The sequence below is a fragment of the Paraburkholderia sp. RL18-101-BIB-B genome, from assembly GCF_046026985.1.
In the GTDB taxonomy this organism is placed as follows: domain Bacteria; phylum Pseudomonadota; class Gammaproteobacteria; order Burkholderiales; family Burkholderiaceae; genus Paraburkholderia.
This window is the reverse complement of the sequence record NZ_JARESV010000090.1, coordinates 1-15,734: the sequence shown is the minus strand read 5'-3', so window position 1 is coordinate 15,734 and position 15,734 is coordinate 1. Positions and strand designations below refer to the sequence as shown.

The 15,734-nt window shown below is 61.4% G+C and carries 12 protein-coding genes and 1 pseudogene; 3 read left to right on the top strand and 10 right to left on the bottom strand.

The genetic code is table 11. The annotated features are described in order from the left end of the window. Positions 1-227 (top strand): annotated as a pseudogene (locus P0D73_RS44695) (sterol desaturase family protein); the annotation flags it as partial. A 492-nt stretch (positions 228-719) separates the two neighbouring features. Here P0D73_RS44695 and P0D73_RS44690 read toward each other — a convergent pair. The 10 genes from P0D73_RS44690 to P0D73_RS44645 all read right to left on the bottom strand — a co-directional run bounded on the left by P0D73_RS44690 (position 720) and on the right by P0D73_RS44645 (position 14,023). Then, the gene (locus tag P0D73_RS44690) at positions 720-2,036 is read right to left on the bottom strand and encodes an MFS transporter (protein ID WP_408436117.1); all 1,317 of its coding nucleotides are present in this window, start codon (positions 2,034-2,036) and stop codon (positions 720-722) included. Between the two features lie 23 nt (positions 2,037-2,059). Continuing rightward, positions 2,060-2,824 carry an enoyl-CoA hydratase gene (locus P0D73_RS44685; protein WP_408436115.1) on the bottom strand — a complete coding sequence of 255 codons (765 nt, stop codon included), beginning with the start codon at positions 2,822-2,824 and terminating at the stop codon, positions 2,060-2,062. Beyond that, positions 2,821-3,987, bottom strand: coding sequence for a CaiB/BaiF CoA transferase family protein (locus P0D73_RS44680; protein WP_408436113.1), 1,167 nt, complete (start codon positions 3,985-3,987; stop codon positions 2,821-2,823). The genes P0D73_RS44685 and P0D73_RS44680 overlap by 4 nt, the downstream gene beginning before the upstream one ends. A 164-nt stretch (positions 3,988-4,151) precedes the next feature. Continuing rightward, positions 4,152-5,042, bottom strand: coding sequence for a LysR family transcriptional regulator (locus P0D73_RS44675; RefSeq protein ID WP_408436111.1), 891 nt, complete (start codon positions 5,040-5,042; stop codon positions 4,152-4,154). Positions 5,043-5,426: 384 nt separating this feature from the next. Then, positions 5,427-6,923, bottom strand: coding sequence for an efflux transporter outer membrane subunit (locus P0D73_RS44670; protein ID WP_408436109.1), 1,497 nt, complete (start codon positions 6,921-6,923; stop codon positions 5,427-5,429). A 17-nt stretch (positions 6,924-6,940) separates the two neighbouring features. Continuing rightward, positions 6,941-10,045, bottom strand: coding sequence for an efflux RND transporter permease subunit (locus P0D73_RS44665; RefSeq protein WP_408436107.1), 3,105 nt, complete (start codon positions 10,043-10,045; stop codon positions 6,941-6,943). A gap of 16 nt (positions 10,046-10,061) precedes the next feature. Further along, positions 10,062-11,102, bottom strand: a complete 1,041-nt coding sequence (locus P0D73_RS44660) for an efflux RND transporter periplasmic adaptor subunit (RefSeq protein WP_408436105.1) — start codon at positions 11,100-11,102, stop codon at positions 10,062-10,064. 513 nt (positions 11,103-11,615) lie between these two features. Then, positions 11,616-13,010 (bottom strand): heavy metal sensor histidine kinase, encoded by a 1,395-nt coding sequence (locus P0D73_RS44655; protein WP_408436103.1) that lies wholly within the window; start codon positions 13,008-13,010, stop codon positions 11,616-11,618. Beyond that, positions 13,007-13,678 (bottom strand): heavy metal response regulator transcription factor, encoded by a 672-nt coding sequence (locus P0D73_RS44650; protein ID WP_408436101.1) that lies wholly within the window; start codon positions 13,676-13,678, stop codon positions 13,007-13,009. Before P0D73_RS44650 ends, P0D73_RS44655 begins: the two co-directional genes overlap by 4 nt. A 150-nt stretch (positions 13,679-13,828) precedes the next feature. After that, on the bottom strand, positions 13,829-14,023 hold the full coding sequence (locus P0D73_RS44645) for a hypothetical protein (RefSeq protein ID WP_408436099.1): 195 nt from the start codon (positions 14,021-14,023) through the stop codon (positions 13,829-13,831). Positions 14,024-14,568: 545 nt separating this feature from the next. Between P0D73_RS44645 and P0D73_RS44640 the strand changes: the two genes are divergently transcribed. Next, positions 14,569-14,880 carry a DUF4148 domain-containing protein gene (locus tag P0D73_RS44640; RefSeq protein WP_408436097.1) on the top strand — a complete coding sequence of 104 codons (312 nt, stop codon included), beginning with the start codon at positions 14,569-14,571 and terminating at the stop codon, positions 14,878-14,880. 106 nt (positions 14,881-14,986) lie between these two features. Further along, positions 14,987-15,379: a hypothetical protein gene (locus tag P0D73_RS44635; RefSeq protein ID WP_408436095.1), complete on the top strand. Its 393-nt coding sequence runs from the start codon at positions 14,987-14,989 to the stop codon at positions 15,377-15,379. Positions 15,380-15,734 lie beyond the last annotated feature (355 nt).

The following is a 15,734-nucleotide window of genomic DNA, read 5'->3' as shown; positions in this document are numbered from 1 at the left end:
CCGGCTGCAATTTCGGCGTGCTGTTTCCGTGGTGGGACATGATGTTCCGCACCGTTTCATGGAACCCCGCCGTCGAGGCGACCGGCATCCGCGAGCAGTTACCCGTGCCGCATGGTTCAGGGCGTTCGTATGGCGACGGATTGATCGCGCAGCAGTGGCTCGCGTTTGGCCGAATTGTGAAGCGTCTGCGCGGGCAAAGGAATTACGCGGGTGGTGCCGTGGAGTGAGTGCAACTGACGCCGTGCACCTTGTTGCTGCGGTCGCACAGAACTGCGCCGCATGTTTGCGACCCGGTTAAAACCCGACAGCGCGTCGGGCCTGGTCCGCGTGCCCGGAATTGCGCACGTTTTATAACCGACCGCTTTGGATGGTGCAGCGGACGGTCGTGAGTCGCACCCGGATATCTGCGGGGGCGGCCACTGCCGGTCGCGGCAGGCAGCAGGCGCATTGAGCGTGGCAATGGAGCCATACAGCGGCGCTAGCCGCCTCGCATCACGCACCGACCAACGAACAGAACAACCCGTGCAACCATGCCGCAAGCCAGGGCGGCCTGACGAAAATCGACCTCTCCAACTTTTGCACGCTATCGACTCTACTTGATTTTGGGCGGGGACTCGCAGTGTCTCTGGTCTGGGGACCGGCAGGCGATATTCTGGAGTGGAGGGCGCTCGTGCCCATTCACTCCCGCTACAAGTCCCCCTAAGGCATTTACTTTTTTTTCAGTTTTTATCGACAATCGGGAACTTTGCATCTCGACCTGCGTACTCCGAAGGCGCCGCTCGCTTCGGCGTGGCGACGAACGGCATATCCGGTTTCATGATAAAAGACAGCAGTACACCGCAGGCCATTACGCCGATGGACAGAAGAAAGGCGACATTCCAATTCCCCAGTCGGTCGATCAGATAGCCCGCCACAACCGGGCTGACGATCGCTGCCGTGAAGCCCGTTCCGCTCATGATGCCGCTGGCCGTACCCGAGCGGTCATTAGCGATGTCCATCGGAACAGCCCACATTGGCCCGATATTCATTTCGTTGAAGAACATCGCCGCGGCCAGAAAAATCAGCGAATACATCGGTTCGTGGATCAGCACCACCGGGATCAGCGACAAGCCGGTCATGGTCATGCAGAACGCTACCAGGACGCTGCGCGCGAGCTTCAGGCTGCCGGTGCGTCGAAGCAGCTTATCGCTAATGAGGCCGCCGATCAGATCGCCGAACACACCGGCGACGAACACCCCTGACGTGAAAATGACCGCCTTCTTGATGTTCAGATGGAAGCTATGCATGAAGTAGAGCGGCATCCAATCGAGCATCAGCCAGAGGATCCAGTTGTAGCAAAAGTACACGGCAGAGACAGGCAGCAAACGACGATAGAGACGCGCCCAGGTGCCGGGCACTTCCGCTGGACGAACTCTCGGCGGTGGCAGGCTCTCAATTTCGCCAGTGGTGATGCGTGGATGATCCGCCGGTTTTTCTGTGTAGCTCACGTACCACAGGACCAGCCAGCCGAAACTCAGCGCGCCGAGCAGGTAGAAGGCGAATCGCCAGTCGAACGCAGTCATCAGAGCCAGCACCAGCATCGGCGCCACCGCATTGCCGAGCCGCGCCGATGAGTGAGTGATACCTTGGGCCATGCCGCGCTTGTCCTTCCTCACCCACGACGCCATGGCGCTGGTGGACGCGGGGAAGGTGGCGCCTTCGCCCAGGCCCAGCAGCAGCCGAGCCGCGACGAGCGTTGCGAAGCCGCCGGCGAAGCCCGTCAGTGTGGTCGCCACTGCCCAGATGAAGGCGCAGGCGATCAGCGTGCGCTTAGCGCCGAAGCGATCGCTGACCCAGCCGCCAATGAACTGGAATATCACGTACGGGTACGCGAAAGCCGAGAAAATGAAGCCGAGCTGCGTGTTGCTCAGCCCGAGTTCGGACTTGAATTGCCCGGCGGCGGTGCTGATGTTGACGCGGTCGACGTAGGTGATGAAGTACATCAGGCACAGCATCAGCAGTACGGTAGTGGTCGCCTTGAACTGTATCCGTTTCATGTCTCGCTCCACATTGTTCGTTGTTATTTTTCAGACGATCCCGAGGTAAAGGCGACCACGGCGTCTTTGAAACGGGCGCTGCCGTACACCTCTTCGATCAGATCTTCGTCGTCGAGCCGCTGTTCGACGACGATGCGGCGCAGGCTTTCCTTCACGGCCTTCTGCGTGACCGGTGAAAGCGCCATGAGCCGTTGCGCGAGCCTATGGGCGCCGTCTTGCAGTGTGTCTTGCGAGCACACGTCATAGACATAGCCGCACGCAAGCGCTTCGGGCGCGGTGAGGTATTCGGCGAGCAGCAGCATCTTCTTGACCTGCGGCACGCCGAGCGCCGCATACAACCGTGCGATGTTGCGCGACGACAGCGTGTTGGAGAGCGTCTTCGCGATCGGCGCGCCGAACCGCGAGCCGTCGCTACAGAACCGGAAATCGCAGGCCGTTGCCAGTGCCAGGCCGCCGCCGACGGCCCACCCGTCAATCACGGCAACCGTGGGCACCGCAATGCGTTCGACCGTGTCGATCACCCGCTCGACGAAGGCCTCGTAGGACACGCCATCGCGGCCGTTGCGGAAGTCTCTGAAGTACGCGATGTCTGTGCCTGACATGAATGACTTGCCGCCCGCGCCCCGGAACAGGACGCAGCGCACGCCGCTGTTTTTTGCACACTCAGCGATCAGCGTCAACAGCGACTCGTACATATCGAGCGTCATTGCGTTATGCCGCTCAGGGCGCTCGATCACGATCTCCGCTACGCCCGACTGATGGATCGTGAGACTGACGAGTTCGCTCATGGCGCCGTCCCGTCGATCTCGGCGAAGATCTCGTCGTTGTGCTCGCCCAGCAGCGGCGGATGACGACGCACCGTCTGCGGCGTGCCCAGCATCTTGACGGGAAAGCCAATGTTCTTGACCTTGCCTTCGTTCGGGTGATCGATCTCCATGCACATGCGACGGTGCGTGGCGTGCTCGCTCTCGAACGCCTCGGGATAGGACAGGATCGGGCCGGCCGGAATGCCGGCGGCGAGCATCGCGTCAACCCAGATGGCGCTGTTGCGCTTCGCGAATTCCTGCTCCAACGCTTCGACCAGCGCCTCGCGATTCTTCAGTCGCAGCGACACGCTCGCATAGTCGGCCTGAGCGACCAGGTCCGGGCGCTCCAGCAGTTCGCACAGCTTCGTCCAGAGTTTCTGATTGGTGGCGCCCATCACGAAGTAGCCGTCTCGCGCCCTCACGGCCTGGTAGGGCGCGCTCATCTTGTTACTGGTGCCGAGGGGCGTTGGCGGCACGCCCGTGCCCCAATATTCCGACATGTCCCAGATCGAGAAGGCCATGACCGAATCGAACAGCGACGCGTCGATGTGCTGGCCCGCACCGGTTTTCTGCGCGCCAATGTAGGCAGACAGCAGGCCGTAGACCGCGAACAGCGCGCAGCCGATGTCGGCCACTGGTACTCCGGCCTTGACGGGTTTGCCGCCCTTGTAGCCGGTCACGCTCATCACGCCGGACATGGCCTGTGCCATGAGATCGAAGCCGGGCCTCGACGCCCACGGTCCGCTTTGCCCGAAGCCGGAGATACTGACGTAGACGATCTTCGGATTGATCGCCTTGACCGACTCGTAGTCGATGCGCAGACGCTGCACCACGCCCGGACGGTAGTTTTCGACGATCACGTCGGCGGTCTTGGCGAGCTTGTAGAAGAACTCGCGCCCTTCGTCGTTCTTGAGGTCGAGCGTCAGCGAGCGCTTGTTGCGGTTCATGTTCAGGAAGCCCATGCTGTCGGGCCCCTTCATCTTGAAGCCCATCACGCCCCGGGTCTGGTCGCCTTCGGGCGGCTCCACCTTGATTACGTCCGCGCCCATATCGGCCAGCAGCATGCAGGCGAACGGGCCCGCCATGACCTGGCTGACGTCCAGCACGCGGATGCCTTGCAGCGGCAGATGCTTCGATTCGGTCATCCCGAGTCTCCTCTGTAGAAGGTGTGAGTGAGACCGCTAAGCCATGCCGGGTGGCCAGCGTCTCCTGCTCTCACTGTCCGCTACAGACAAGGCCACCGCAAGAACGCCTGGATCATGTCTGGTTTCGCGCCTTGCGAAACCGGGCGGCGCGCCGCGCCCGGGGACTAGCCCGGTCTGCCGAGCAGTTCGGTCACCACGTTGCGCAGGGTCTGCTTCTGAGCGTGGCCCTCGACGCAGGACAGAACGTAGCTGCGCTGGTGCCAGTCGCCCTGGAGCTCGGCGGATGCCAGCGATTCCTCCGGATGAAAACTGCGCAGGACATCGGGCGGCATCAGGCCGACACCCAGGCCATGGCGCACCATAACCAGCATGGTGTCGAAACCGCTGACGGTGAAATTGTCGGGGAACAGCCGCCCGCGGCTGCGGAACGCGCGCTTCACGGCGGACAGGACCGCGGAGCCCTTGCCGAGACTCACGATAGGGAGATCGAGGATATCGTCGATTCCGACGGGTCGGTCGGGAAACTGGAAATGCGGACGGTTATAGACCAGCACCAGGCGGTCCTCCCTGTACGGGGACTTCGCCAGATCCAGGAAGCCGCTTTTCTTCTCGTAGACGCCGACGTCGATCACTTTGTCGCGCAGCAGTTGCTGCACGACCTTGCTGTTCTCCTCGACAATCTTCAAGGAGATGCCGGGATATTTGCGCTGGATGTTGGCAATCTCGCGGGCCAGGAACTGGATGACGACGGCTTTGGGCGCGCCGATGATAATGCGGCCGTCGAGGCCCTGGTTGAGAGCATGCGCGTCGCCTTCGAGGCGGTCGATGAGGTTGTCGATCTGCCGGACGTATTGGAGTAGCTTGTCGCCCGATTCGGTGATTTCGACCCCATGCGGTACGCGCTTGAAGAGTTTGGCGCCGAGTTGGTCTTCCAGGTCCGTCACGCGGCGGGATGCGGCCGCCACTGCCAGACTGAGTCTGTCGGCAGCACGGGAAATGCTGCCCTCCTCAGCGATGGCGAGGACCAGTCGGATGGTAGTGGTGTCGAATTTCACGGAGGCTCCGGGTCGTGGCGAAGGAGTTGGCGGCGCGGGGGAGACGCCGGACGGTTGGGGGGCTCGGGGCGCTGCCCCGATTTTGGACATGATATCGGGCGGGCAACGCCCCTCCAACTCTACGCAGCCGTTCGACTCGAACGGAGACGACTATCAAAACCCCCTATGGGCTCCGGGTGACGCGAGTCAGGGTCCGCGGAAACAGGCAGACGGGCGATTTCACATGCACATTCTGGTTGCCGCAGGGCACGCCAGCATAGTCGACTACTGTGCCATCCGATGCCTGTTGGTTTGAGATGGGATGGCGCAATTGCGACTGCGTCGCGCAACCGGTTAGCACGATCGCAAACGAAAAAATTGTACAAAGTCGTTTCATGATCTGTTTTATCGCGGTTGGTTTGACGGGAAGGTCGAGCCGAGTGAATCGGACCGATTCCACCAACCGCCGCCCACGGCCTGGAACAAGGCCGCCGTATCCGCCAGTCTGGCGGCCCTTGCCTGTATCGATGCAATGCGTCCCATTTGCCAGGTCTGCTGCGCGCTCAGCACTGACAGATAAGACGCTTCGCCTGAGCGCAGCTTTTCACGTTGGATAGCCACACTGCGCGAGGCAGCCTGCTCCGCATTGACGGCCGCCTGCAACGTCTTCGCGTCCGCCTGCACGCTCTGCAATACATCGGCGACGTTCTGACATGCGTTGATCACCGTCGAGCGGTATTGGGCGCTGGCCTGATCGAATGCCGCCTGCGCCGCGCGCTGGCGATGCAGCAGCGCTCCACCCTGGAAGATCGGTTGGGCGATCTTCCCGACAACGGTGAAGAACTGGTTGTATGGCGTAAATGCGTTCGCGATGGCACTGGGCGAAGTTCCCAACGCCGCCGTTAGCGATATTTGGGGCAACCGATTGGCGATTGCGACACCCACCTGCGCGCTGGCAGCATGCAATGCCGCAGACGCGGCGAGAATGTCGGGCCGGCGCTCCACGAGGGTCGATGGGAGGCTGACGGGAAGATCATCAGGCAGACGTAACGAAGACAGGTCGAAGTCGGCCGCGACGTCCTCGTTCGGAAAACCGCCCATGAGCGCGATGAACGCGTCGCGCTGCAGCGCCAGTTGTTTCTCGAGCGGCGGTATCGCGGTCTGCGACTGCGCAAGCACCGCTTGCTGTTGGACGACGTCCGCCTCGGCAACTTCACCGAGCATGCTTTCATGCCTAAGGATGTCGAGGAGTTCGGCATTGGCCTTGATCACCTCCTGCTGCGCAGCGATCTGCCCGCGCAGCGACGCAACGTTGAACGCTGCAAGCGCGAGATTGCTGCTCAAGGTCAGATAGGCCGCTTCCAGTTCGAAACGCTGATTGTCGGCTTGCGCGGCTGTCGATTCGATCATGCGGCGATTCAGGCCGAATGCATCAAGCGAATACGAAACGGTCAACTCGCCCGTATAGAGCGAGTAAATGCGCTGGTTGTTCGCGGCGACGGGAGCAAGGCTCGCCGTGGACGTTTCGTTTCTACTGCCCGATGCGTCGACGCCGATGCTCGGAAACAGCGTCCCCCTCTGGCTCAGCATGTTCTCACGGGCCACGGCAAGCGCGGACTGTGCGGCGGCGATGGTTGGGCTCGCCTTGAACGCGCGGTCGATCATCGCGTTGAGCTCCGGCGACTGGAACAGTGTCCACCATTGGCCCGGAATATCGCCGCCAACAGCGAATTGCTGCGCTCTTCCCACTGCGCCGGGGGCCGCTGCGGTTTTCGACGGCAGCGGAGCATGCGTGTAACCCGCGCCGTCCGGGGCGGCCGGTTGCCTGAAGTCAGGACCTACCGCGCAGGCCGTCAGCAGGAGGGGCAGCAACAGGGCGGATGAACGTTTTAGGGCAATCACGGTAGAGCATCCCTCCATTATTCTGCGAATTGCGTTTCGCGCTCGTGCAGCTGAGCAAGCCGCGACGTGTCTTTGCGGCGATCGAACCACGGATAAACGGTCGGCAAGACCAGCAGTGTCAACAAGGTTGCCGACACAAGGCCACCGATAACGACAGTCGCTAGCGGACGCTGGACTTCCGCACCCGAGCTCATCGAGAAGGCCATGGGCAGAAAGCCGAGGCTGGCCACGGTCGCAGTCATGAGCACGGGCCTCAGCCGGGTCGCGGCAGCCTGTTTCGCAGCCGTGACGGCACTCAGACCGCGCGCCCGCATCTCGACGATGCTGCTGACCAGCACGACGCCGTTGAGCACCGCAATACCGAAGAGCGCGATAAAGCCGACCGCAGCGGAAATACTGAACGGCAGTCCTCGTATCCAGAGGGCAAGAACGCCGCCGATCGCCGCAAACGGCACGTTGCAGAAGATGAGCGCTGCAAGGCTGGCATTGCCGAACATCAGGTAGAGCAGCGCGAAGATCACCGCAAGCGAGATGGGCACTACGACGTAAAGCCGTGCCATCGCGTCCTGCAGGTTCTTGAAGCTGCCACCCCACGACACGGTGTACCCAGGCGGGAGCTTGACTTGTGTCTCGACCGCATGTTGTGCCGCGAGGACGAAGCCGGCGAGGTCGCGGCCGCGCACGTTGGCCTGAACGAGGGTGACGCGCCTGCCTTCCTTGCGCTCGATGGACGACGGTCCCGGCTCCATGCGAATGTCCGCCACCGCCGACAACGGCACGGCACGGCCATCGCCATTGCTGATGCGCAGCGCACTGATGCGCGTGACATCGTCGCGATCCTCCGGTTGCATGCGGACCCGGATATCGAACTGGCCTTCACCGTCGACAACCGTCCCGACATTGCGACCGCCCAGCGACTGCACGACATCGAGCACCTGGCTCGCATTCAGTCCGTACCGGGCCACCGCCTCGCGCTTGACGATGACGCGCAGGTAAGGCTGGCCAGTCGTCTGCTGCGCCGCGACGTCTGCCGCACCCGGCACCCGCGAGATCACAGCCGCAACCCGTTCGGCGGTATCGTGCAGTGTTTGCAGATCGTTCCCGTGAATCTCCACGGCAACATCGGCCTGGACGCCCGCGATGATGTCGTCCATGCGCATCTGGATCGGTTGCGCCCAATTGAGCGTCAGGCCTGGGACGGCGCGATCCAGTGCCCCGGAGTACCTGGTGACGAGCCCGTCCTGGGTTTGCGCCGTCTTCCACTCGGATTGTGGCTTCAGCATGATGAAGGTGTCGCTTTGCTCCACGCCCATCGGGTCGGTCGGAATCTCCGAGCTGCCGCCTAGCGTGACAGCGGACTGCACTTCGGGAAAGCGCATCAGCGTGCGTTCGACCATGGTTTGCGCCTGAACAGCGGACGGCACCGATATGCCGGGCAGCTTCGTGGTCGTGACGGTCAGTGCCCCTTCGTCGAGGCGCGGCAAGAATTCAGCGCCCAGCCTCGTGGCGGCGAAGGCCGCGATCGCGAGCAACACGACGGCGAGTCCCATCGTCAGCGCAGGCTGTTGCGCGGCACGCGCGAGAATCGGCTCATAGCGCAGGCGCACCCAGTGAAGGATGCGGCTCTCACGCTCTGCGACCTCGCCGCGCAGCAACAGGCTGGCGAGCACCGGCATGACCGTCAGCGTGAGGACGAGCGATGCGAGTAGCGCGAAGATAACGGTCATCGCCATCGGCCGGAACATTTTGCCTTCGACGCCTTGGAGACTCAGTATCGGAAGGTAGACGGCCGTGATGATGAGGACCGCGAACGTCACAGGCCGGGAGACTTCTTTTGCTGCCTCCAGCACGAGCGGGCGTAACGGCCGATTGGGCGTTTCGGCGCGCCGCCGTACGACGTTTTCGATCATCACGACCGCACCGTCGACAAGCAGGCCAAAATCGATCGCGCCGAGACTCATCAGATTGCCCGATAGTCCCGTAGCGTACATGGCGATGACGGCGACGAGCATCGACAGCGGAATTGCCATGGCGACGATCAGTCCTGCGCGCGCATTCCCGAGCAGCAAAAGCAGCACCGCGATGACCAGCACGGCACCGTCGACCATGTTGTGAGCGACCGTATGCAGCACCCGGTCCATCAGGTCCGCGCGGTTATAGTAGGGCGCCACCTCGACGCCGGGCGGCAACGTCTGGTTGATTTCCTTGATCGCGCCCTGCACGCGCTGTGCGACGACGCGCGTGTTTTGCCCGATGCCCATCAGCACGACGCCGACGACGGCTTCGCCTTTGCCGTCACGCGTGACCGCGCCGAGCCGGGGCATTGGCGCTTCGTCGACATGCGCCACGTCATGAACGTAAAGCGGTGTGCCGCCCGCAGCGGTACGCAACACGATGTTGCCGATGTCGGTCGTGTTGCGCAGCAATCCCTCGCCGCGGATGATCGATTCTCCGCCGTTGTGCTCGATGGTCGCGCCGCCTGTTGCGCCGTTGTTCATCTGCACGGCATTGAAGATGTCGCCGACCGACAGGCCATAACGTGTGAGCGCATTGTCGTCGACCTGCACTTCGTACGTCTTCAGGAGGCCGCCGTTCACGTTCACGTTGACCACGCCTTGCACCTGGCGCAGCCTTGGTGCGATCTGCCAGTCGAGCAGTGTACGCAACGTCATCAGCGACTGCCCGTGGCCACGCACCTGAAACTGATAGATCTCGCTAAGGCCATCCGACAGCGGCCCCATTTGCGGCGCGGTCGTGCCCGGCGGAAGCTGGATCGTCTGCAACCGCTCACCGATCAGATTGCGGTCGAGGTACAGGTTCGTAGCGTCGGCGAATCGCACATAAATCACGGAAAGACCGTAACGCGAGATCGAGCGCAGGCTCTGCATGCCTGGCAGACCCTGCAGCGCGAACTCGACAGGCGTGGTGATCGAGCGCTCGACATCGACTGGCGCGAGGCCGGGCGCCTGGGTCGTCACCAGCACCTGCTGCGGCGAGATGTCCGGCTCAGCATCGAAGGGCAACCGTTGCATGCTGTAGAGCCCGGCGACAATCAGTACGGCAACGAGAATCAAAACGGCGGCGCGATTTTTCAGTGCCGCCTCGACAAGTTTGGTAATCATGGCGTGCGCTCGCGGATCAGCCTTCGTCGGGAATGGTGCTCTTCATGAGCGAAGCCTTCAGCCAGTAGCTGCCATCGGCGACGACGGACGTGCCGGCCGACAGGCCACTGAGAATCTGTGTCTTGCCGTCGGCGGCATAGCCGGTGCGAACGGCGCGCCACGTGAAACGGCCGTTGCCGGAAGGGATGAATACGGCCGTCTGTCCATTCACATCCTGCAGCGCCGCGTCCGGTACAAGCGTCGCGTCCCGACCGAGCGGCGCCTGGATCTCGACCGTGCCGAACATATTTGCGCGGAGTGCGCCGTCGCCGTTAGGCAGCTCGCAGCGGACCGCTACTGTGCCGGTGTTGGTGTCGACCTGGTCGGCGACATCGATGACGCGGCCGGTGAACTGTCGATTGCCATACCCATCGAGGTGGACAAGCACCGTCTGACCGGGGCGCACTTCTGCGGCATCGCGTTCAGGGACGTTGGCTTGCACCCACATCATCGAAAGATCGGCCAGCGTCACAATCGGCGCCGACATGTCGACGATGTTGCCTGCGCCCGCGCTCACGCTGCTAATCACACCGTCGAACGGCGCGACGAGCGCACCCAGCGAATCGCCCGGACTCAGTCGGGCTAGCGTGGCCATTCCATTGCTTCGGCTCGCCGGGGCACCGATCGGCATCAGGCGTTGTTGCATGCCCTGCCACTTCTGCAGGTCTGCCTGGCGCGACTTCAGCATGGCCTGCGCATTGATCGCGGCAGCACGGCGGCGGTCGAGCTCGCTCTGCGCGATGCCGCCTCCGGTGACGAGCTCGGTGCCGCGCTGCAGTGCTGCATTGGCCGCATCGGCTGCAGCCTTCGCGTCCGCCACTGCGGCGGACGCACTTGCGACCTGACTACGGATGTCGCTCAAATCGAACTCGTCCAGCGTAGCGAGCCGCTGCCCCGCGCGTACATGGTCGCCTGCGGCGACATCGACAGCAACGATCCTTGCCTTTGAAGGAGAGCCTAGCTGCGCGAGCCGCTTTGCGTTGAATGCGACAACACCGGTAGCGGCAATCGTATGCACGGCGGGCCGAAGCTCCGCTCTCGCGAACTGCAAGTTGACGTTCGCGAGAGCCTCGGGCGACAGGTCCACGGAATTGGGCAGAGGCGGAGCCTGATCGACTGCCGTGGCTGGCGGCGCTGACCCGGTAGCCGCGGGGGAAGTCCGCGAGTGAAGGGAAAACAAGGCACCGCAAAGAACGAGGATGCCCGCTGCACCGACAGATAACTGCAGACGCTTGCGATGGCGGATGTTCACGAAAGCTCTCGATGGTTGAACAAACGTTGGGACTCCGAGGGATCGCGACGGCTTCCCTCAGTGCTGGAGAGTGCATTTTCGTGTTGTGCGTCTGATTGCGAGGTGGCGGGGAGATGTCATTTCGGACATCTTGGGGAGGCAAGCACAGATTGCGCCGTTGGTTTGCGGACGGAGGGCGGACGCGGCGCGAGCCAGGGCGCGCCGTCTTGAGCGGATCAGCTAACGGAACTCTGCGAGAAAAGAATGCCGCGCGATTGCGCGGCACGGCGACTCAGGGTGTCACTCGGTAACGGAAGGAAAGTAAAGCGTGAAGGTCGTCAAGCCGGCGCGGCTCACCACGTCCACTCTGCCACGATGCAACTCCATGATCGATCGCACGATGGCGAGGCCGAGTCCCATGTTCTTCGCCGACCCTTGCCGCGCGGAATTGACTCGATAAAAGCGGTCGAAGATCTTGTCGATATGCTCGGGCGGGATGGTTTGGCCGGTGTTCGTGACTTCCACGGCAACGTACTCGTCGGACCGGTAGGCGCGCAGCGCGATCTTCGATTCGGCGTCAGCATGCGCAAGCGCGTTCGATACCAGGTTGCTGAGGGCGCGTCGAAGCATCGACGGATCGGCGCGAACCTGGATCGCGCCGTCGATGGCGAAATGGACGCCCTTGTTCTCGGCCACTCCTTCAAAGTACGAGGTGAGCCTTGCGAACTCTTCATGGCAATCGAGTACGCCCGGTCGAAGCAGTTCCTTTGAATGGTCCGCTCGTGCGAGGAACAGCATGGTCTCGATCATCCGTTGAAGGCGCTGGCATTCTTCGATGTTCGAGTCGATCAGTGCTTCGTACTCCTCGATGGATCGCTCACGCGAAAGAGTGATTTCCGATGCGCTGATCATGTTGGCGAGCGGAGTGCGCATATCGTGCGCCAGATCGGACGAGAACTGCGAGAGTTGCGCAAATGCACGTTGAAGCCTGTCGAGCATCCGGTTCACCGGACCCGCGATGTCATGGAGTTCGACGGGTCCGCAGCCGATATCGAGGCGCTCACCAAGATTATGGGCTTCAATGCGCGAAATTCGTTGGCCGATGGTTTTGACCGGCCTCAATCCCCGCTTTGCGATGGCGTAGCCAAGTAGACCCATCAGCGCGGAACCACCGAGGAGCACGAGCCATACATCGCCCTGATAATCGCGAAGGACGGAGTAGCGTTCCCTCGCTTCATGGGCGAGCAGCACGCGAATCGGTTCACCTGAACGCAACGTTTCGTCGCCGAATACGCAGCGAGAAGGCCCGATGGACGGGGGAGAGCATGAATAAGTCTGTTGTTCTGCCGGATTGCCCGACCCAATCGAACGCAAGGGCTGGTCCCCACGGCTCAAGTCGGCCAGTACCCTTCCTTGACCATCCAGTATGGCGAATGAGATTGCGGGATGCGCGAGCAATGCCTCGCGAAACTCGCCGCTATTTCTGCCGATCGCCTCTGCCGAGCCGTATCTGCGGGCTGCCGTCAGAAACCTGTCGAGCTGGACCGAAATCTCGCTGTCGTCGCGGTCCATGAGTTGGCTCGACAGCGAATGATAGAGAAGGGCGCCGGCCAGCGAGAGCACCAGTACGGCGACGACGGTAAAGGCGACACTCAGACGCCTGAGCAGCGAGTACGCTCCGTCCGCGGCAATCATGGCCGCTCTTCCATCACATAGCCCATGCCACGGACCGTATGGAGCAGTTTTTTCTCGAATGGGTTGTCGATCTTTGCGCGCAGACGCCTGACAGCCACTTCAACGACGTTCGTATCGCTGTCGAAGTTCATGTCCCAGACGTGTGACGTGACGACTGCGCGCGTGATCACTTCACCCTGCCTCTCGGCGAGGAGCTTCACAAGCGTGAATTCCTGCGCAGTCAGGTCGATGCGGACGTCGCCGCGCCGCACACGGCGCCTGAGGAGGTCGATTTCCATATCGCCGACACGCAGCACCGTGTCGACCGATTGCGTGGGTCTGCGCAGCACCGCGCGAATCCGCGCAAGAAATTCGGAGTAGACGAACGGCTTCGCCAGGTAATCGTCCGCCCCCGATTCAAGTCCGGCGACTTTGTCTTCGACCGCATCGCGCGCCGTCAGGAGGAGCACGGGTGTGCGTTTTTTCGCTCGGAGGCGCTTGAGCACCTCGAACCCGTCGATGCCCGGGAGCATGACGTCGAGTACGATGAGATCGTAGTCTTCATGGAGCGCGAGGAACAAACCGTCGCTGCCATCGTTAGAGACATCGACGGTGAAGCTTGCCTCCATCAGGCCTTTGCGAAGGTACGAGGCCATCTTCGGTTCGTCTTCGACGATGAGGATACGCATGATGAAACCCTTTCGCACAGCACGTCGTGCATTCAATGTAGATAGTACCCGACGCTGATTGCGTCTGCGCAGCGTGTCGTGTTGAGCTGAGTTAGTTGAGTAGCGTACGATACGTCTAAACTTGGTGCCGCTGCGCGCCGCGCGGCAATTTCAAGAAAATACCAAGGCATGGGCAGTGTCGCCGTAGGCTTTGTAGAACCTTTTATGCCCCAACGGCGAATGCGCAAGTTCTTTTTGTTTCCCGCGACGGAGGCAGGAGAACGGCCATACCGCTTGTACGTTAGCCATCCACTGCGCGGGCCGGAAAACTTCCTCGCCCACCTGCTGCCAGGTCATGCTTTGCACGGTGCGACTTCCTTGGACCCAACCATGCTAGCTGCGGCAGGGACTACCAACCCGAAGGATAATACTGGCGACTCTATTGGCATCGCCTCAGTAGTGCTCGCTCTCCAAATCGGCAGCCAGATAAATATAGAAAGACTATCCTTGCGTGGAGATGGACGGGAAATGACAAAAATGTCATGAATCGGGACGCTTGTCCGGTCAGGCCTGGTACGCAAAACCACACGCATAAAATCAAGGCTTCGGGCCTCGAAGTCAGCCAGATAGCGACTTTCCTGCCAGCGGTTCGTCGGCCTATTGCCACACGCGTGACCCGCCCGCTTTCGTGTTCGGCGAACTTCCGCGTCTCATGGATGCAAGGAACAAGTGGCGGCTCACTCCGGGCATCCAAATCCAAACATGACGGCGATGTAATGCGAGCGTCAGGACACGTCCACCTTCGCTACGCAGAATAACTGTTGCTCGCTCCCGTTGCGACGAGGAAGGAGATCAGCCGTTTCGATCACCGATCGAAGCCGACCAAACTCACGTTTATGAGGTAATCCACGATGAAGTCGCATTTTTATGCTGCCCTGGCTACTGGGCTGCTCGCACTCCCGACCGTCTCCTTCGCTCAGGACGCTAGTGTGTCAGTGACGCGTGCGGACGTACAGGCGGATCTGATCAGGTTGGAACAGGCCGGCTACCGGCCCAGCAAACTGAATTATCCGGCTGATATCGAGACGGCAGAGGCCCACCTCAACGCGCAGGACGTCACGGCATCGAGCAACACCGATGTGGGTGGTGTGTCGGATGGCTCTTCGCAGATGAGTGCGCCCACGACAATCGGGGGCGCGCACTCGATCTATTCCCATCACTGATATTGATCGTCAGTGCACGCGGTGACCATCACGCTGCTAACGGGGGTCTTTTTTTGTGTCCGACGTCAATCGGTTTGATTAAGTTATGCGGGGGACGCGAGCCGGAATGAAAACCAAGCTCAATTCGACAATGTGGTTGCCGAACCTGAAATCGCCAGAGACCATACGTGCTTTTCGAGCGCATCTGATAGTCGCGTCAGCGGCGGCGATTTCGATCCAGTTGGTTGCGTTGACAGCCATTTTTGTAGCTGGCGTACCGGTTCACTTCTTTGGGACAGGCATTTTCCGTCTGACAGCGGCGGTGTTGATACTAAGCATAGTCGCAGTGGCGAGGTACGTTGCGCGGAGCGCCTTCATGGCTGCCATCGATCGAAACGAAGTGACATTTCTCGGTGCTCAACGCCGGCTCGTATCGGTTTCGGCAACATGTCCGCGCCGCCAACTGGTTATTCTTCACGCCAGATTCGCCGGGTTCGTGGGAGACGTCTTCAGTGAGTAGATTGACAGAATATCCGTACGTGTCCAATCGTGACCGTATCTGAACGCGCGCGGATGTCAAGGTGCTGAACGCGATTTATAGTGGGTTCAGATGACGTCGGCGTGAAGCCGATGGGCAACGACCCATGGCAACAGTTCGTCGGTGCGATTGACTCGGTTGACGGGATACTCTGCAATGAGAACATGCGCGCGCTTCCCGTGCTAACCCTTTGAGTTGGAGTTTCATCGGGGTAAGAAGGTCACGAAGATACCCGCAGAGGGCCGTCTCCTCCTGTCGGACGTGGAAATCATGCTCGGCGCGTGTACGAATGCGTAGGGCAGGCGCGAAGGCGAGTACAGTTCTTTGTGACGACGAC